Raw genomic sequence first — 18,445 nt, 5'->3', positions numbered from 1 at the left:
TAGGAATCGGTACCCGGCGTCCGGGACAGGTCGCGTTGATCTCGTCGAGTTCCCGTCGGATGGCACCGACCGGCCGAAGGGACGCGGCGGCGATCCGGTTGGCGAGGTACGTGACGGCCACGACCAAGATGATCGCGGACCCGCCGACAAGGGCGGCCAACTGCGGCTCGACCCACCAGGGCACCACGGGCGAGGAGGCGTACACGATCCAGTCGCCACCAGGCCGGTGGGCCGACTGCGCGACCACGATATGGCACTGGCCGGCCCCGAACACCCCGTCGCAGACGACTCCCTGCTTGCTGTTCTGGCTGCCCGGGGCGAACGTCGCCATGTGCGGCCTGCCGCGCAGCGCCGCCGTGGAGCCGACGACATGCCCGCGCTGGTCGACGATCTGGACGTCGCGGGAATCATGCTGCGTGCGCGGGAAATCTGCCCGGGCGTACTGTTCCACCTTCTGGACCACCCGGCCGCTAGACGCGCGGACCTCCTGGATGAGCGAGCCGGTGGCGAAACGATGGATGGCGATCATCAATACGACGGCCAGCATCGTCGACAGCATGGCGGCCACCACGCCGGTGAACACCGTGACTCGCGCGATGATCGAACACTTGAATTTCCCATGCCCTTGCAGGGACTGTTGTGAGTCCTGCGACACTTCGCGCGCGGTCTGGCGCGCTCGCCGGGCGAGGGCATGAGCGAAGACCTGATTAAGGGTTGTTCGCATGCAAACAAACAACCTCATGGCCCTGGCCCTAGGTGTTCCATTTTGGAACACGTGAGCGGGTTTGTGATGCCGTACGCGCTGATCTTGCGGTACACGGTCGTCCGGGAGATGCCGAGCAGGTCGGCCGCCGCGGCCTTGTCGCCATGGGTCTCCAGCAGCGCGCGTATGATCGCGTCGCGCTCGATCGTCTCCCATCGGGTGAGGACGTGACTTGCGGTCACGTGACACGACTCCGGCAGGTCCTCGGGCTGGATCTGCCCGACCCGCCGCCGGGCCAGGGCGTGACAGAGAGCCTGGGCGAGCCCGGTGACGTTGCCGGGCCAGGTCGAGCGGAGGAGCACCCGCATGGCCGCCGGGCCGCACGAGACCGACCGGCCCGAGGTAGAGGTGCTCAGCAGCGCGGGCACCAACTCCCGTACATCCTCGATGCGGTGGCGCAGCGGCGGCACGGTGAGCGTCGCCGGCAGCCTGCCGAGCAGGTCGTCGGGGAGTTCGGCGCCGACGTCGGCGGTGGCGACCACCCAGACTCGATCAGTGTCTCCGGCGATCGTGTCCAGCCAGTCCACCACCGCTGCGCGTGCCTCGCCGCTGAACGATTCCACATGCCGCAGGACCACAGTGCCTCCCGAGGCGCCGAGAGCCGCCCGGCACTGGCCGGCCACATCGGCGGTGGACTCGATCACCATGAACGATCTTTCCGGCGCGTACCGGCAATGGACGGCCCTGGCGAGCGCCACCTTGCCCACACCCGGCTCGCCCTCCAAGAGCACCCGCGTATATGCCTGACGATGCATCGCCAGGTTCGCGCAGACATTGGCGAATACCGTCGACGTGCCGGCCAGCTTCAGATCGGCAGGCCGCATCCGCGGTCGGGGCGGCGACCGGTGGCCGTCCGTGAGGGAGATCTTCACCACGGCGCTGTTCGCCTCGACGGGGGTGCAGCGCATCGTGACCTGCTCACCACCGGACAGCGCAAAACTGGTCGCGTGGTTCCCGCCCGCACCCACCAGTTCAGCCACTTTGTCCCGCAGGATCGCGTGGTCAGAAGGCTCGAGCAGATCGGCGGCCCGCCGATTCGCCATCGTCAGATCGTCGGCGACCGCGACGACCGCCTGACCGCCGTGGCGCTCCGCGGACATGAACTGCTCCAGCAGCGTCCGCTCGCGCTCGGAGCCGAGCTCCGCCAGCCGCCGCTCGATGTCCCTGGCAGCGCCGCACACCACAGCGGACATCACCGGGCCGTCGCCCGGGGACCAGCACGTTATGTCCACAAGGCCTGCCAGCCGCCCGGTCAGCTGATCGATGATCGGAGCGGTGGCACACGCCACTGCGTGCAACGGCGCGGCGAAGTGCTCGCTTCCGTCCACAAAAGTGATCTGCCGCGTCTCACGCGCGGTCCCGATGCCGTTGGTGCCGACGTGCTCCTCGGCATAGCTGAACCCCGGAGCCAGCCGGATCCTGTCGAGGTGCCGCCTGAAGGAGCCATGGTTCACACGGCGATCCAGGAGCCGGCCCCGAGCATCGGAGAGGATCAGGCTCACCGGGGCATCCAGCAGCGTCTGCTCCAGCCGGTCCAGCACCGGCTTCGCGGCGAGCACGAGCCGTCCATCGGTGTCGAGACCTTCGAAGTACGGCGGGTTGAGATCGTCGTAGCCGACTCCGGACAAGCGAGAACGGCGCCACGACTCCTCAATGCCGGGGCGCACCTGCGTCGCAGGCACCGTCCCGGTTTTCAGGAAACACTCGCGTGCCCGCGCGACGCTCTCAGCCGTCCCTCCACTATTGGGCATGTGTCAGCCTCCATAAATGCAGACACAATGGATCACAACTGGAAGTTCGGATATCGCATAAAAAACACGCGATATACAGGAAGAATTCCGCGTAAATCGCGATCCATCAGCAAACGGATCATCACCATTTGCGATAACCACTGACCGGCGGTGCTCAACCGCACCACTGGGTCGGCACCCCATTTGATGCCTATCGTGAGGCTGCTGGGAAACCGGCCCGCCGTCTACTCGGGGCATACCTCGCCGAATAAGGCGTATTTCACCTTCTCGATCCACATCGCCCGGATGCGATTTTCCCACCGGATCCACTCCGGCAAGGACGGATCGTCTGCGTCGTGCCGCGCGATCAGCAGGGCATCGTGCAGCAGCTCCTTGCTGTCGGGGCACTGCTCGCGAGTGGTCCACTGGCGGAGCAACTCGGCGTAGCGGAGCCTGATACGCGTGATGGCGGTGGGTCCGGACGGGCTGTCGATCACCCGGGCAAGTAGCGCGCAGGTGTAGCGGCGGGACTGCTGCAGTTGAGAGACCCACAGCCTTTGCAGGTCCTGCGCGAGGCGCAAGTCGTCCTCGAGCCCGTTGACCCAGTCGGTGATGCGCCGCAGGAGCTCAAGGTCATCAAGGACCCTGTCCTTGTCGTGCAGTTGTATCGAAGCGAGGTAGCGCAGTACTTGTCGCTGGTCAACCACCATGAACCCCCTTGTGGTTGAACATTTGACAGATTCTCCATACAGTATACCGAATGGAGTCAAGCTGGTCGGGTCGTTAAGGGGGTCCACCATGGCCGATCTGATCAGCGGGGGCGCCCCGGCCTACCTACCGGAGTACGGCCGGAGCGTCCGCCGCCACCCGCCTACCGTCCGGTGGCGGCCTGCTTGATCAGGCTTGCGACCGCGTCGGGACGGGATTCGTAGATGGCGTGGCTGCCGGGGACCTCGGCGACGACGGAGCCGGCACGCTCGGACATCGCCCGCTGCGCCGGCGGCGGGATCATCTTGTCGTCGGTGGCGACCAGGTACCAGCTCGGCTTGGCGCGCCAGGCCGGCTCGGTCACCGCGCCGCCGAGCGCGTCCAGGCCCCACGGCACCTGCGAATCCGCGAGGAAGGCCGCGCGGTTGGCCGGAAGATCTCCGGCGAACGAGTCGTGGAACTTGTCGCGGTCCAGGAACAGGAAGCCGTCGACCGGCGGCAGGATCGGGGGAACCGGGGCGCCGGGCGGCGGGTCGGCGATCAGCGTGTTGACGGACTCGCCCTTGTCAGGCGCGAAAGCGGCGATGTAGACGAGGGCCGCGACCTTGTCGTGGGTGCCGGCTTCGCTGATGACGGCCCCGCCGTACGAATGGCCGACCAGCACGGTGGGTCCGTCCTGCCGGTCGAGAATCTGCCGGGTCGCGGCGGCGTCGCCGGCCAGCGACAGGGTGGGGTTCTGCACGATGCTCACCTGGTAGCCGTCGGCCTTGAGCAGCTCGTACACCGCCTGCCAGCCGGCGCCGTCGACGAAGCCGCCGTGCACCAGCACCACGTTGCGGATGGGGTCACCAGAACTCATTCTCAATCCTCCTCGGGGGGTACTGGTGCCACGCTAGGCCGGGCCGCCGGTCCGTCGATTGCGTCAAATGACTTGGATGCTTGACCGACGGACAGGCGATGGTCGCGCCGGTGGTGAAGGCGTCGGGCTCCTGGGTGGCGTCGTGCATCAGGTCCGGGTACCGGTGGGGGCGGGCGGAGCCGGAGCGCTTCGCTGCGCGCCTACAACCGGTAAGAGCACTGTCGTATGCCCCAAACCGGGATGATCGAGTTTGTGGCTCCCGCTGGTTCCATAGGATGACGGACCACCGGGCTGGGCCATCCCGGGGTAGATGGAGGTGCCTACGTGGCCGATTCGCCAGCCGACGATCCCAAGACGGTCGGCGACGCTGATCTGTTCGGCCGCGACGACGATCTCCGCGTACTCCGCTCTTTGGTGGACCGCGCCCGCCAGTATGGCGGAGCCCTGCTGTTGTTCGGCGAGCCCGGTATCGGGAAGACGGCGCTGCTGGACGCGGCGAGCGCGTACGCCGAGGCAGCCGGCACTCACGTCTTGCGGGCGTCAGGCACGCAGTTCGAGGCGGGCCACAGCTTCTCCACGCTCCATCAGGCCTTGTACCCGATGGTGGGCGATCTCGACGCGTTGAACCCGGTGCACCGCAGGGCACTCGGCGTTGCGCTGGGCCTTCGAGCCGGTTCCCCGCCGGGCTTGCTGGTGATCGCGAACGCGGCCTTGGCGCTGTTGTCCCACGCGGCGGTGACCCGCCCCGTGCTGGTGGTCGTCGACGACCTGCCATGGCTGGATCGGGCCAGCGCCATGGTCTTGGCGATCGTCGCCCGCCGGGTGGCGGGCACGCGGGTCGGTTTCCTGGCCGCCTACCGGTCCGGCGACGAAAGTTTCTTCGACCGTGCCGGCCTGCCCGATCATGAGGTGCGGCCACTCGCGGACGAGGCCGCAGACGCGCTGGCGGCGCACTGGTTCCCCGCGCTCGTGCCCGCGGTGCGGCGACGTCTCCTGACGGAGGCGCAGGGGAACCCGCTGGCCTTGCTTGAGCTTCCCCTTGCGCTGTCGGGCCGGCAACGATCCGGTGCCGCTCGGCTGCCGGAGGTGCTGCCGTTGAGCGGTCGTCTCCAAGCGACGTTCGAGTCGCGGATCAGCGGGCTGCCGCCGTCGACACGGCAGGTGCTGCTGCTGTTGGCGCTGGACGGGACGGGCAGCCTGCCCGCGCTTGTGGCGCTCGGCGCCGACGCGGCGGCGCTGGCCCCGGCCGAGCGGGCGGGGCTGGTCGCCGTCGAAGAGGGGGCGGGCCTGGTGAGGTTCCGGCATCCGCTGACGCGTTCGGCGGTCGTCGACTTGTCCACAGTAGAGGAACGGCTGCGAGCGCACGCGATGCTCGCCGAGCGGCAGTCGGGCAGTCAGGAGCGCAGATCGTGGCATCTGGCCAACGCCACGGTCGGTACGGACGAGCGGGTGGCACGGCTGCTGGAGGAGACGGCTCACACGATCCGCAGCCGCGGCGACGCGGCCGGCTCGGTCACCGCTCTGCTGAGGGCCGCCGATCTCAGTCCGGTCGGCGCCGACCGGAGCAGGCGGCTCGCCGAGGCCGCGTACTTCGGGGCGGTGATGACCGGCGACCTGCGAGAGGTGCCACGCCTGCTCGCCGATGCCCGGCAGGGCGAGAGCGGGAAAGCCAGGTCGCTGGTCTCGGCCGTCGCGGCCGCCCATCACTTGCTGCTCAGCGGTGAGGGAGACGTCGACACCGCGCACCGGTTGCTGGTCGGCGCCATCGAGATGCAGCCCGCGCCCTACGTCAGCGGGGACAACACGCTCGTCGAGGCGTTCTACACCCTGGGCTGGGTCTGCTACTTCGGCGGGCGAGCCGAGTTGTGGACGCCGTTCCACGCGGCGTTCGCCCAGCTGGCCGCGCCGGTTCCGGAGCTGCTCGCGCTGCTGGCGGGCACCTTCGCCGATCCAGCCCGTACGGCGTCCGCGCTGCTCGCCCGGATCGAGGCGGCGATCGTCGATCTGGACGGGCACGGCGACCCGGTCTGGAGCGTCCGGGTGGGGCTGGCCGCGATGTTCGTGGATCGGCTGACCTTGTGCCGGGCCGCCTTGTGGCGCATCCTGCGCGACCATCGTGGTGGCGCCGCGGTGACGCTGACCCTGCACGCCCGATCGTTGCTCGGGCTGGATCAATTCATCACCGGCGAGTGGGATGAGCTGCAAGCTCTGGCCGAGGAGCACGTCGAGCTGTGCCGGCTGCACAACTATCGGCTGCTGGAATGCTTGGGGCTGTACCTGTTGGCGATGCTGACCGCTGCCCGCGGCGACCATGAGGCCACCAAAGCCCTGACCGACCGGATGACGACATGGGCGACGCCGCGGCGGGCCGGACTGGTCCAGCGCATCGCGGCCCAGGCCTTGATCCTCGACGCGCTGGGCCGCGGGGACTTCGAGCAGGCTTACCGGCACACGACCACGATCACGGCAGCCGGCGAGCTGGCCACCCATGTGCCGCATGCGCTGTGGGTGATCATGGATGTCGTCGAGGCGGCGGTGCGCACCGGGCGAACGGCGGAAGCGGTCGCGCACGTTGAGGCGGTACGCGCCTGCGGGGTCGCCGCTCTGTCGTCGCGGCTGGCCATGGCCGTCGACGCTGCAGCCGCCCTGGTGGCGGGCGACGAGGACGCGGCCATCCTGTTCGAGCGGGCGCTTTCCGTGGCCGGCGGCGAGCACTGGCCGTTCGAACGCGCGCGTATCGCCCTCGCCTACGGAGAGCGGCTACGGCGTAACAAAGCGACTGTCGAGGCCCGCAGGCACCTCGTCTACGCCCTGGACACATTCGAGCGGCTGGAGGCCCGGCCATGGGCCGCACGGGCCGCGAGTGAGCTGCGCGCGACCGGGCAGAGCATCGGCCACCACGCCCCCACCGGTGTGGGATCCCTCACCCCGCAGCAGCGTGAGATCGCCGAACTCGCCGCCGCCGGGTTGACCAACAAGCAGATCGGCGAACGGCTCTTCCTGTCGCCCCGGACCGTCGGGACCCACCTCTACCAGGTCTTCCCGAAGCTCGGCATCACCTCACGCGCCGCCCTACGCGACGCGCTGGCAGGCCTCGACGACGAAGCGCCGCCGCCCGTGATCCCCTGAGGTTGATGCAATCGAGCATGTCCGCCGGCTGCCTACTGTCCTCTATGGTCGACACCCTGCTGAACGGCGTCGGTCGGCGATGTCACGCACCAGCCAGTGCTCAACCGCCGGGCGGTTGGGGCAAGGGAAGCCGGACGACGAAGCGTGCGCCTGTGTTGCTGTCCTGGATCGTCAGTGTGCCGCCGTGGCTTTCGGCGATCTGCCGGGCGATGGGGAGGCCGAGGCCGACTCCGCCGGCGTCCCTGCTGCGGGCGGTGTCCAGTCGGGTGAACCGCTGGAACACCGTTTCCCGCTGGTCGGCCGCGATTCCGCCGCCGTCGTCGAGCACCTGCAGTTCCGCGACTTCTCCCGCGAGCGGCGAGTCGCCGTTCGTCTGCCGTACGGAGATGGTGATCGTGGAGGAGGCATGTCGCTGGGCGTTGTCGATCAGGTTGCCGATCAACTGGCGCAGTCGCGCCTGGTCACCTCTGACGATCACTCCCGGTGCCAGATCTTGGACGATCCTCCGCGTCGCCTGGTGGCTGTTCAGCACTGCGGCGACGAGCTCGGCCAGGTCGACGGACTCCCGCTCATACAGCACCCCAGCATCCAGCCGAGTGAGCGTCAGCAGGTTGGCAGCGATCGACTGGAGACGCTCAACGCTCGGGAGCACGGCGTTGCACAATGCGTCGAGGGCGACGTCTTCGGGTGCCAGGAGGGCGTCCTCGATCTGGGCGCGGATAGCGGTGATCGGCGTGCGCAACTCGTGGGAGGCGTCGGAGCAGAACCGCCGCTGCTGTTCCAGCACGTCCTCCAGTCGATCCAGCGTCTGGTTGACGCTGCGGGCCAACTGGTAGATCTCGTCCTTGGCTACGGGCACCGGAACCCGGCGGCCCAAGTTGTTGCTCCGTATGTGGTCAAGCTGGGCCCGGATGGCATCCACGGGTCTGAGCGACCTGGTGACGGTGCGCCGCGCTCCGTAGGCCACTGCGATCGTGAAAATGACCGTTCCCGTGACCAGGATGGCCGTCACACCCGGATACACGTAGAAAGGCAGCGTCGGCGCGGCACTGTAGATCGTCCAGTCGCCGTCCCGATACACCTGCTGGGCGACGACGATGTGGCAACCACCGGGAAGGACGGAGTTGCAGACGACGGCACTGGCCACTTGGTGAGGGCTCTTCGGAAAGAAATGCGCCATGACGGGCTGGTGCTGCAGGTCCCTGGTCGCGGCGACCACCCGCCCGTGCGGGTCGACCACCTGGACTGGACGGATCAGGTTGTTGGAGATAGGCGGAAGGGGATTGACGAGCTCTCCACGATCGACGTAATAGCCGGCCAGTTCACCCACCGCGGTCACTTCTTTGGTGAGGTTCTGGGTGGCAACCCTATTGAGGGTGAACAACAGGACGATCGAGAACACAATGCACAGCACACCCACCGCCGCGCTGGTGAACAGCGCCAGGCGGCCTCTGAGCGAGCAATTCTCTAGCTTCATGATGGCCTCACTCCGCATAGTCCGATTCAGCCGATGGGAAACCCCGCCCGCCGACCGTGCGGTGACGTCTTACGCTTCTACGCCCAGGGAATTTGTCCCAGGTCCTCGCGCCGCACCAAGCCAACAGGCACGGGTAGTCACCAAGGATCGAGGTCAGGGGCCTCTGTTCCATGGCCGGACGATGGAGGGCGTGGGTGCTTCGGCTCCATCGCCGGTAGGCGAAGCACGAATCGCGCGCCTCGTGGGGAGTCTTCGACCTGCAACGTCCCGTGGTGAGCGACGGCAGTCGCTCGTGAGATGGCCAGACCCAGTCCGGTGCCGTTGGGATCTTTCCGGCGCCCGTCATCCAGGCGGACAAAGGGTTTGAAGATGCGTTCGCGGTCGCAAGGCGCGATCCCATCGCCGTCATCGGTAACCGATACGACAACGTGGCCGTCCAGACGTGCCGCGCTGACCTCAACCCGGGTGTTGGCATGCCTTTGCGCGTTGACCACGAGATTGTTCAGTACGCCGATCAGCTGCGACCCACTTCCCAAGACCTTCACGTCGCCCTCAACGTGGGTGAACACCGGCACATCGCGGCATGTGGTGAGCAGTTCGTCGTTTATCACCACGCCGAGGTCGACGGGTTCAGGGGATGGCGCAGACGCAGTTCGAAGTCGAGTGAACATCAACATGTCGTCAATCACAGCGCGCAGTCTCCCGGCGATTGACAGACTCGCTGCAATCGTCTCCCGTGTATCGACCTGGTCCGGATAAAGCACCGCCTCGTCGAGCCGAGTTTGGAGGGCGGTTATGGGCGTTCTGAGTTCATGGGAAACGAGTGACGCGAAGTGCCGCTGGTACTCCACAGCCTCTTCCAGGCGGGCCAGAGTGTGGTTGACGGCGCGAGCCAGCTGCCCGATTTCATCGTCATGGGGCGGCTCGGGTACACGCAGCCGTAGGTCGCTCACCGTGATCTCGGAGACGCGGGTGCGGATGTCCGCCACCGGGCGGAGCGTCTTGCCGACCACAACCCAGATGATCCACGTTATTACTGCGACGGCCAGCAAGGTCATGGCCAGAATGAAGGATTCCAGCCGGGTGGTGGCCAGGATGTATGGCTCTGGCAGTCCTGCGTAGACGACATGGGGATCGCCTCGCCAGAGCAGGGAGGCTTCCTGCGGTGAGACTCGGATCGCCGTGACCAGGATGCATTGGCCGTGTAAGCATCGCTCAAGATGAAGGATGTGGTTGCTGTACGTAGGGCGCGCCGTGCTCAGCGGCGGCCAGCCTGCCGCCGCCGGCGAGGCCGCCTCCACGCGTCCGTGGGAGTCGACGAGTTGGAGGAGCGGAACGTCCACCGTCAAATGCGGCGCGGGTATCCGGCCGGGCTTCATCCTGGCGATCCACTCGCTCGCCGCTCGTGTCGTCATCACCCACATCCGGCTTTCGATGGTTTTGCGGATAGCGATATCCAGGGCGACCCCGATCACACTGAATACAAGCAACGCGAAGAGCGCCGCCACAGTCGCGCACCGTGCGCGGATCGAGCGCGTCCGTTTGTGAAATCTCATTGATTCGTCCTGAGCTGTGGCCCGTGTGTCTGCCGGAAACTTCAATAGGCGGCCGAGACTCTTGCTGCGTCTGCACCGTCGCCAGGCCGAATATGGAGTGGTGGCTATGGCCGCATCACTCCGTCATTACGTCTGCGGATCTCGCCGAGGAGGTCCTGACGTCAGCGCTCGTCGAGAGAGAACGGCCACTAACCGTCTCTTAGTGGGTGCAGTCAACCTGGAGAAGCACCGTTTGTTGTCGGCGCCGATGTATGAGCATACGGACTACGGGCTACCGTATACATCCCTGCTTACATGCAACCATCGGTGGGGGCTGCCGGGGTTCCGCACATAGGTGCTGGCACCAAAAAATAACTCGGCACCGATGCCGCGAAAAGATGATTTTGTCGAGATCGCTTTTGCAGCAGAGTGAGGGCCGTGCGGACTGGACGGCAGGGGACCAGCTGAACCGAGACGACCATCGGGCTCGGCGTGCGCGGTTGCTGCCCGAAGACGGGGAAAGATCGTGGATGAGCGATCGGCAGCATGCACCAACCCGTGGTAGGTCGCGCGCGGCTCCCACGCGTGGCGGTGAGACAGTCTTCGTTCCGGCGGGGGAATCCGGTGACGCAGTGGCTACAGCAGTTCATGGCGGCGGCCGGACCGTGGGCCTATGTCATGGTCGGGCTTATGGCCTGCGCGGAGACGGCGGCGCTCATCGGGCTGTTGGTTCCGGGTGAGGTCACGCTGCTGATCGGCGGTTTCCTCGTCTTCACTGGGCAGGCAAACCTGCTCATCATGATGGTTGCTGCCGGGGTGGGCGCGGTCATCGGGGATTCGATCAGCTACTGGATCGGATGGAGGCTGGGGTCGCGGGTGCGCGACAGCCGGCTTGGCCGCCGGGTGGGCGAGGATCGTTGGGACCGTGCTCAAGCCTTTCTGCGGCGGCGCGGAGGGTGGGCGGTGTTCTTCGGCCGGTGGGTCGGCCTGCTACGCGCCTTGATGCCGATGCTGGCCGGCATGGGCCGCCTGCCGTACCTCAGATTTCTGGTTTATGACGTACCTGGCGGCCTCATGTGGGGCGCGGGGACCGTGGCGATGGGGTATCTCGCGGGCGGCTCCTACCTGCTGGTGAAGCAGGTCGCCGGACGGGCCGGCCTGCTGGTGGTGATCTGCCTGACTTTGCTGATCGGTGCGGTGCTGGGCGCCCGCTGGGTGGCCCGCAATCCCGATCGGGTGCGGCGTTTGGCCGTCCGCGGGGCGGCGTGGCCGCCGATCGCCGTCCCCGGCCGTGCCGTCATCCGGATCGTACGGCGCCTGCGGCCGGCAAGCGGTGTCGCGCTTTCGCTGGCGGTGTTGCTCGCGGTGAGCCTGCTGTTCGCGGCGGTCTCCGAGGCTGTGGTGAGGCGCGAGGGGATCGCCGCGTTCGATCTTCCCCTGTTGCGCTGGGTCGCCGAGCACAGGGAGCCGCAGGTGACGACGATGATCGCGGTCACCGCTTCCACCGTGCCGTGGGCGGCCACGGCCGTCGCCGTGATTGTCGCCGCGTGGCAGGCCGGTCCGGCAAGGGCCGCGCGGCCGCTAGTTCTGGTGGTGGTAGGGATCGGCGGCGTCACCCTCCTGGACATCGCCGTCAAGCTGATCGTGCATCGCAGCCGGCCGCCCGTGCAGTGGTGGGCGATCCGGGAAGCGGGCTACTCCTTCCCGTCCCTGCACACGGCCACGACCGTGGTCGCCGCCGCCCTCACCGCGTACCTGCTGGGCCGTCGCGACTCGTGGCCCAGAAAGGTGGCGCTCTGGCAGGCGGCGCTCGTGGTAGCGGCGGGAGAGGGTTCGGCCCGTCTGTATCTGGGGGTCCACTGGACCAGCGACATCATTGCCTCCTGGGCACTCGGTGCCGCCTGGTGCACGGCTCTGCTCCTCGTCGACACGCTGACGGCGCCGAACCACGCGCCTCGCAGTCCGGCTGGCTGAGTTATGGCGCTTCACGCCTGGCCACCGGGGCTGTCAGGTGAGCGCCCGATGTTGCCTGGTCGCATGCGGCGATGCGCCCTTCCGATCGGCCGGCGTCGGCGCGTTGAAGATCTTCTGCAGCATTGTTGTGGCCCTTCAGCTTGAGTTCGTTCCCCAGCGGCCTCAACGTACGAATGCGAACTTGACCAGCGCTGAACGAGAACCCAGGAGTGGTGAACGGCGACTTCCCTGTCGGCTGGTGTCCGCGCATAGACTGCGGGCACAGATCAATTCGGGATGGGAACTGGCGTGGGTAGCTCATTGCCTCCGGTCCGTGCCGGCAGCCACGGCCGGCCGTCCTCCGGTGACAACCTGCGCCTGCAGATTCTCGGTCCGTTGCGGGTGTGGCGGGACGGTGTCGAGCTGGACACCGGGCCTCGGCAGCAGGCCTATCTGCTCGCCCTGCTCCTCGCCCATGCGGGCCGGCCGATCAGCACGAGCGCGCTGATCGATCTGATCTGGGGCGACGACGCTCCGGCCTCGGCGCTCAACATCCTCCAGAAGTACGTCGGCGCAATTCGTCGGATTCTGGAACCAGCGCTGCCGACCCGCGGCACCGGCTCGTACCTGCAGCGCCGTGGCAGCGGTTACCTGTTCGCCGCCGGCCCCGGCACGTTGGACGTCGTCACCTTCCGGGAGTTCGTCGAAGCGGCCAAGGCGCGCCTCGCGGAGAAGTGCTTCGACGAGGCGCTCGACTGCTACGTACAGGCGTTGGGGCTCTGGCACGGTTCCGCCGGTGGTGAGCTGACGACCGCGACCGCGATATTCACCGGGCTGGACGGCGAGTTCTTCGACGCCTGCGTGGCGGCGGCCGAGCTCGCGGTGTCGCGAGGGCAGCCTGAGCGGGCACTCCAGCCCCTGCGGCTTGCCGCCAGGATCGCGCCGTTTCACGAATCTGTGCAGGCGAGCCTCGTCTCCGCTCTGGCCGCCGCCGGCCAGCAGGCAGAGGCGCTGTCGGTGCTCCGGACGGTTCGCACCCGGCTCACCGAGGAGCTCGGCATCGATCCCGGCCCGGCGTTGCTCGCCGCGCACCAGCGGATGCTGAGCCCGCTGCGTCTACCGACCGACCAGGTAGACGACCTGCCCATATCCGTCAGCCGCGCCAAGAAGGCAACCTCCCCCCGAATGTCACCGGCCGCCCACCTGGTCGGCCGGGACGAGGAGCTCGCGGTGCTGCGGCAGGCGGTGGAGTCGGCGCTCGCCGGCGGCACGGGGCTCGTCGTCGTCGAGGGCGAGCCGGGGGTGGGCAAGACCCGCCTGCTGGAAGAGGGCGGCGCCGAGGCGGACCGGCGCGGCGCGCTGGTCGTCTGGGGCCGCTGTCTCGAAGGAGACGGCACGCCGTCGATGTGGCCCTGGGTACAGGCGGTCGGCGCGATCCTCGACGGCCTGCCCGCCGCGGCACGGGAGGAGTGGCAGGCCGGCGAGCTCGGCCGCCTCGTGGAACCGCACGCCGGCGTTTCCACAACGCCGGTGATGCCGGACAGCGGTGCCCAGTTCCGCCTGTTCGAGCAGGCCGTCGCGCTCGTCGGCCGAGTATCGGTGCGGCGGCCGGTGGTGCTCGTCGTCGACGACCTCCAGTGGGCCGACACCGCCTCGCTGGATCTGTTCCGTCACCTGGCGGCTCGGCTACCGGGCGGCGCTGTGGTCATCGGCGCGCTACGCGACCGTGCGCCCGTGCCTGGCTCGGAGCTGGCTCGGATGCTCGCCGCGGCGAGCCGGCTGCCCCGTCACCGCCGGATCCGGCTCGGCCCGCTGGGCCCGGCCGAGGTGGCTGAGCTCGTCCGCCGCGAGACCGGCCAGACTCCCGGCCCGGGCGCCGCTCGCGGCATATACGCGCGCACCGCCGGTAACCCGTTCTTCGTCCGGGAGCTGTCCCGGCTCCTTGCCGACGGCGGTACCCTCACCGTGAACGCCATGGCCCGGGCCGGGTTGCCGTCCACCGTGCGAAACGTGGTCCGGGATCGGATGGCCGGCCTCGACGACGACGCCATAGATCTGCTCCAGATCGCCGCGCTCATCGGCCGGGACGTCGACCTCGCCCTGCTCGCACGCGCCGCGGACATCGACGGCCAGACCTGCCTCGACCGCCTCGAGCCGTTGGAAGCGCTCGGCCTGCTCGGTCCCACGCCCGGCGACCCGTACTCGTTCCGCTTCGCGCACGACCTGGTCCGCGAGTCGGTCGTCGAAACCACACCGCAGCGACGGGTGACCCAGCTGCACCTGCGCATCGCGGACGCGCTGGAGCTTACGACCGCGGACGACGAGCCGGTGGCCGAACGCCTCGCCCATCACCTGTGGGCTGCCGGCCCGCTGGCGGCCCCGGCTCGGACCGCGGGCGCGTTGATGCGCGCGGGCCGCCACGCGGCGAACAAGTCCGCGTACGAGGCCGCTGAGAGGCAGCTGCAGTCAGCCGCGCACGTGGCGCGGACAACGGGCCTGGCGGAGCTGGAGCTGTCCGCCCTGTCACAGCTCACCGTAGTCGTCGGGCGGTCCGGGTATGTCGGGTCGGCACGCGACCTGCTGGAGCGGGCCGAGCACCTGGCCCGCGACCTCGGCCGGGAACGGGAGGCCGCCGGTTTCCTCTTATCCCTCTGGGTCGCTTACTCCCAAGGTATCCAGCTCGACCGCGCCGGCCGGCTGGCGCGCCGGCTGCTCGACCAGGGCGAGGCGTCCGCCGACCCGACCGTGCGCGCCTACGGCTGGCACGCCTGGGGCTTCCACCAGTGGGACGTCGGCAACATCGGCGAGGCATTCCGTTACCTGACCCGATCCGACTCGACCGTGCTCGAGGACCTGGCTCAGGGCGAGCGGGACCCGCTTCGGCGCGACCTGTGGCTGCTTTGGCCCGTGATGCACGCGCTGATGACCGCGCTGCACGGCGACCTCGACGCGGCGCGGGCGCTGCTGGACGCAATGGAGGCCGCCTCCGGCGACGACCCCTACGTGATCACGGTCTGGGCCGCCTTTGCTGTCACGGTCGCGGCGCTGGCCGGCGACCCGGTGTGGGCGCTGCGCGCGGCGGAGCGGGGGATCGCCCTGGATCCCGAGTTCTCCTTCGTCTGGCTCGGCAGCTACCAGCGGTTGGCTCGGTGCTGGGCGCGCGCTGTGACCGGCGAGGACCCGGCCGGCGCCGCGGCAGAGGCGCAGGGGCTCATCGCCGTGGCGCTGGCCGACCCGCCGCGTTCGGGCCTGGTCACCTGGTGCGGGCTGCTCGGCGAGATGTGGCTGGCGGCCGGGAAGTTGGACGAGGCCGCCGCGGCCCTCGACCAGGCCGACCTGTTCCTCGACATGTACGGCCAGCGCTACGCCGAGGGCCTGGTGCTCCTGCTGCGGGCGCGGCTGATGCAGGCGCGCGGCGAGCCGGTCGCCGCCGTCCGGGCCGCCGCCGAACGGGCCCGGGCGCTGTCCACCGAACGCGAGGCCCACTTGTTCGCCCGGCGTGCCGAGGAACTGCTCGCCGGGCTGGCTGAGGCGCCGGCCCGGCCCTGATCGTGAGGGAGCTTCTCGCGGACCGCGTCACACGATGGCGTAGCGGCTGGGTGCCGGCATGTCGACGCAGCACGAGTCCGAAGTTTCCTCGCGGTAGATCCGTGGTGTTACCCGGTCGAACAGGGATGGACCGATGGAGAAGCCTCCCGGTTCCGGCGGTACGACATTGCCTTCGCAGCTCTGGCCGCTTCCCGATGAGCTGTGGGAGTTGTTCCAGCTGGTGGCGCGGCAACGTGGCCGCCAACCTGTAGACGGCAGCAGCTCAAGCAGCATGCCAGCCGGGCCCGAGCCTTTGCGCATTAGGGTCGAACCGTTAGAGGCGTGACGGGGAAACGGAGGACCCGGTGAGCAAGGACACCTCACGGGACGTGCGGGCGTGGCTGAGGAGCCTGGAGGTGTTCGCTGGCCCGCTGGCCACATTCGACCCGGCTGCGGCTCCGGACGAGCCGGTGGACCTGTTCCTCTCCTGGCTCACCGAGGCGGTCGACGCGGAGCTGCCCGATCCGCACGCGATGACGGTGTCGACGGTGGACGAACACGGCGAGCCTTGGGCCCGAGTTCTTATCCTCAAGAACGTCGATGTGGACGGCTGGCAGTTCGCGGTGCACGCCGACAGTCCCAAGGGGCACCAGCTGGCCGTACGGCCCAGTGCGGCACTGACCTTCTACTGGGCCGCCCTCGGACGCCAGGTCCGGGTGCGCGGCCCCGTGATCGCCGAGCCGGCTGACCGCGGCGCGGCGGACTTTCTGGCCCGCTCCGTCCCGGCGCGGGCCGAGGCGCTGCTGGGTCTCCAGAGCCGGCACCTTGCCGACATCGCCGAACGGGACCGGGTCATCGACAAGTGGCGCAGCCGTGTCGAGCAGGAGCCCGATCTGGTCGCAGAGGCATGGACTCTGTACACGCTCGTTCCGGTGGCGATCGAGTTCTGGCAGGCGGACAAGAGCCGCGTCCACACCCGGCTGTCCTACGAACGCACCGCTGCCAAGGCTCCGTGGCAGCGGCACCTGCTGTGGCCGTAGGCGCTGCGTGAGATTGCGTGTGCGAGGGTCCCGGCCTATCTTGCAGATGCGGCATCTCTTCAGGGAGCTCGGTTGCCCGATCATCTGTTGTTCTCCTACGGGACCTTGCGGCTGCCGCGGGTGCAGGTGGCTCGGTTCGGACGCGAGCTCGCAGGGCGACCCGACGCGCTGCTGGGCTTCCGCCTGGAGACGGTGGCCGTCACCGATCCTTCAGTCATCTCCGACAGCGGCAGCGCCGAGCACCCGATGGCCGTACGCTCCGACGACCCGCACGATGCGATCGACGGTACGGTGTTCACCCTCACCGAGGCGGACCTCGCGGCCGCCGATGCCTACGAAGACGACGCTTACCTGAGGGTGAAGGCGGATCTGCGATCCGGCGAGAAGGCCTGGGTCTACGTCGACGCCGCGACCGCCGAGGACTTCCGGGCCGCGGGCCTGGTGGCGGCGCAGGAGAAGGCCATCGCCTTGTTCGCCGAGGTGGAGGCTCGCGGACTGGTCGCACCTGGATTCGGCGAGCGGGAGGTGAGCGATCGCATCCGGGACTTGGCCAACGACATGTTCGGCACGACCAAGCACTGGCACAAGCGGATCATCCGCTCCGGGCCCAACACTCTGCGCCCGTACCGGGACAACCCACCCGACCGCATCATCGGTGAGGACGACATCGCCTTCGCCGACTTCGGCCCGATCTTCGAGGAGTACGAGGCCGACTTCGGCCGTACGTACGTCTTCGGCGACGACCCGGACAAGCACCGGCTGCTGCACGACCTGCCGCGCATCTTCGACGCCGGCCGCGCCGTGTTCGCGGCCGATCCCGATATCACCGGCCGGCAGTTGTACGCCGAGGTAGAGCGGCTGGCGGGCGAAGCCGGCTGGGAGATCGGCATTTGGCACACCGGGCATCTCGTGGGGGAGTTTCCGCACGAGGTGAACGACGGCGCGAAGGCGGAGTCCTACATCACCCCGGACAACGACACCCCGCTGCGGCGCACTGACCGTGTGGGGAAGACCTGTCACTGGATTCTGGAGCTGCACTTCGTGGACCGGGCGCGCGGATTCGGCGGCTTCTACGAGCAGTTGCTCGATCTGGCGTGACCACGCCCAGGGGTCTCGGCAGGGGCGACTGTGCGGTCACCACTGATAGGGCAGGTACTTCCCGTCGAGGGTGATGACGACCCTGTCACCGGCCGAGTCGGGTACGCGCTGGACGTCGAGGCGGAAGTTGATGGCGCTCATGATGCCGTCGCCGCACTGCTCGTGAATGAGCTCTTTGATGGTGGGCCCGTAGACCTGGATGACCTCGTAGAGCCGGTAGATGGTCGGGTCGACGGGTACGGCGGAGTCGAGGGCCCCGCGGGTTGGCTGTAACTGGAAGGCGAGGGCGACGTCCTCGCCGAGTTCGAGCAGGGCCGCTGCTGTTGCAGCCTCGTCCTTGCTCATCGGGTGCTGACCGAGCAGTGCGGCCGTGGTCCATGCCAAGGGCCGGTCGATGGCTTGGGCGAGCTGTTCCCATGTCACGCCGGTAACCACCTTGGCGTGTCGGACGGCTGCTGCTGCTTCCTGCTTGGTGACCACATCTACTCCGTTGGTGTTGGCGGTTGCCGAGCGGATGCTCATCCATTGGGTGTCTCGTTCGGTCCCGGCCACGCGCGGGGACCGAACGAGAAGGCCGGTCGGTCAGGTTCGGGTGGAGTAGGAATGGGCGCCCGTGCCGGCGAGA

At 68.3% G+C, this 18,445-nt stretch carries 12 protein-coding genes; 5 read left to right on the top strand and 7 right to left on the bottom strand.

The features are described 5' to 3' along the window. From Pth03_RS40360 to Pth03_RS40345, 4 genes are all read right to left on the bottom strand, one after another. The coding region (locus Pth03_RS40360) for a hypothetical protein (protein WP_203949811.1) at positions 1 to 583 on the bottom strand (583 nt) is incomplete at its 3' end. A 155-nt stretch (positions 584 to 738) separates the two neighbouring features. After that, complete coding sequence (locus Pth03_RS40355; RefSeq protein WP_377356085.1) at positions 739 to 2,514, bottom strand: sigma-54-dependent Fis family transcriptional regulator; 1,776 nt, start codon at positions 2,512 to 2,514, stop codon at positions 739 to 741. Positions 2,515 to 2,738: 224 nt separating this feature from the next. Further along, positions 2,739 to 3,203: a hypothetical protein gene (locus Pth03_RS40350; RefSeq protein ID WP_203949809.1), complete on the bottom strand. Its 465-nt coding sequence runs from the start codon at positions 3,201 to 3,203 to the stop codon at positions 2,739 to 2,741. Between the two features lie 161 nt (positions 3,204 to 3,364). Further along, positions 3,365 to 4,060, bottom strand: a complete 696-nt coding sequence (locus Pth03_RS40345) for an alpha/beta fold hydrolase (RefSeq protein WP_203949808.1) — start codon at positions 4,058 to 4,060, stop codon at positions 3,365 to 3,367. Positions 4,061 to 4,384: 324 nt separating this feature from the next. On the opposite strand from Pth03_RS40345, the gene Pth03_RS40340 reads away from it, so the two are divergent. Then, on the top strand, positions 4,385 to 7,189 hold the full coding sequence (locus tag Pth03_RS40340) for a helix-turn-helix transcriptional regulator (RefSeq protein WP_203949807.1): 2,805 nt from the start codon (positions 4,385 to 4,387) through the stop codon (positions 7,187 to 7,189). A 100-nt stretch (positions 7,190 to 7,289) separates the two neighbouring features. On the opposite strand, the gene Pth03_RS40335 is transcribed toward Pth03_RS40340, so the two are convergent. Both Pth03_RS40335 and Pth03_RS40330 read right to left on the bottom strand, forming a co-directional pair. Continuing rightward, positions 7,290 to 8,666, bottom strand: coding sequence for a sensor histidine kinase (locus Pth03_RS40335; RefSeq protein ID WP_203949806.1), 1,377 nt, complete (start codon positions 8,664 to 8,666; stop codon positions 7,290 to 7,292). Positions 8,667 to 8,803: 137 nt separating this feature from the next. Continuing rightward, a complete protein-coding gene (locus Pth03_RS40330; protein ID WP_203949805.1) occupies positions 8,804 to 10,174 on the bottom strand; it encodes a sensor histidine kinase in 1,371 nt (456 codons plus the stop codon). Positions 10,175 to 10,825: 651 nt separating this feature from the next. Here Pth03_RS40330 and Pth03_RS40325 point away from each other — a divergent pair. The 4 genes from Pth03_RS40325 (at position 10,826) to Pth03_RS40310 (ending at position 17,820) form a co-directional block, all read left to right on the top strand. Continuing rightward, entirely contained in the window at positions 10,826 to 12,175 is a 1,350-nt protein-coding gene (locus Pth03_RS40325; protein ID WP_203949804.1) for a VTT domain-containing protein, read from the top strand. A gap of 288 nt (positions 12,176 to 12,463) precedes the next feature. Next, a complete protein-coding gene (locus Pth03_RS40320; protein WP_203949803.1) occupies positions 12,464 to 15,703 on the top strand; it encodes an AAA family ATPase in 3,240 nt (1,079 codons plus the stop codon). 344 nt (positions 15,704 to 16,047) lie between these two features. Next, positions 16,048 to 16,722: a pyridoxine/pyridoxamine 5'-phosphate oxidase gene (locus Pth03_RS40315; RefSeq protein ID WP_203949802.1), complete on the top strand. Its 675-nt coding sequence runs from the start codon at positions 16,048 to 16,050 to the stop codon at positions 16,720 to 16,722. 72 nt (positions 16,723 to 16,794) lie between these two features. After that, entirely contained in the window at positions 16,795 to 17,820 is a 1,026-nt protein-coding gene (locus tag Pth03_RS40310; RefSeq protein ID WP_203949801.1) for a M24 family metallopeptidase, read from the top strand. Positions 17,821 to 17,856: 36 nt separating this feature from the next. Here Pth03_RS40310 and cynS read toward each other — a convergent pair whose 3' ends face one another. Continuing rightward, the gene (gene cynS, locus Pth03_RS40305; protein ID WP_203949800.1) at positions 17,857 to 18,342 is read right to left on the bottom strand and encodes a cyanase; all 486 of its coding nucleotides are present in this window, start codon (positions 18,340 to 18,342) and stop codon (positions 17,857 to 17,859) included. Positions 18,343 to 18,445: the final 103 nt, after the last annotated feature.

This window comes from Planotetraspora thailandica, assembly GCF_016863335.1.
Lineage (GTDB): Bacteria > Actinomycetota > Actinomycetes > Streptosporangiales > Streptosporangiaceae > Planotetraspora > Planotetraspora thailandica.
The sequence above is the reverse complement of the archived record's forward strand: the minus strand, read 5'-3'. Positions and strand labels throughout refer to the sequence as shown.

What these genes read in the sequence shown, in the direction of transcription:
- Pth03_RS40335 (WP_203949806.1), bottom strand. Translation starts at nt 8,666, where the DNA reads ATGAAGCTAGAGAATTGCTCGCTCAGAGGCCGCCTGGCGCTGTTCACC.
- cynS (WP_203949800.1), bottom strand. Translation starts at nt 18,342, where the DNA reads ATGAGCATCCGCTCGGCAACCGCCAACACCAACGGAGTAGATGTGGTC.
- Pth03_RS40355 (WP_377356085.1), bottom strand. Translation starts at nt 2,514, where the DNA reads ATGCCCAATAGTGGAGGGACGGCTGAGAGCGTCGCGCGGGCACGCGAG.
- Pth03_RS40350 (WP_203949809.1), bottom strand. Translation starts at nt 3,203, where the DNA reads ATGGTGGTTGACCAGCGACAAGTACTGCGCTACCTCGCTTCGATACAA.
- Pth03_RS40345 (WP_203949808.1), bottom strand. Translation starts at nt 4,060, where the DNA reads ATGAGTTCTGGTGACCCCATCCGCAACGTGGTGCTGGTGCACGGCGGC.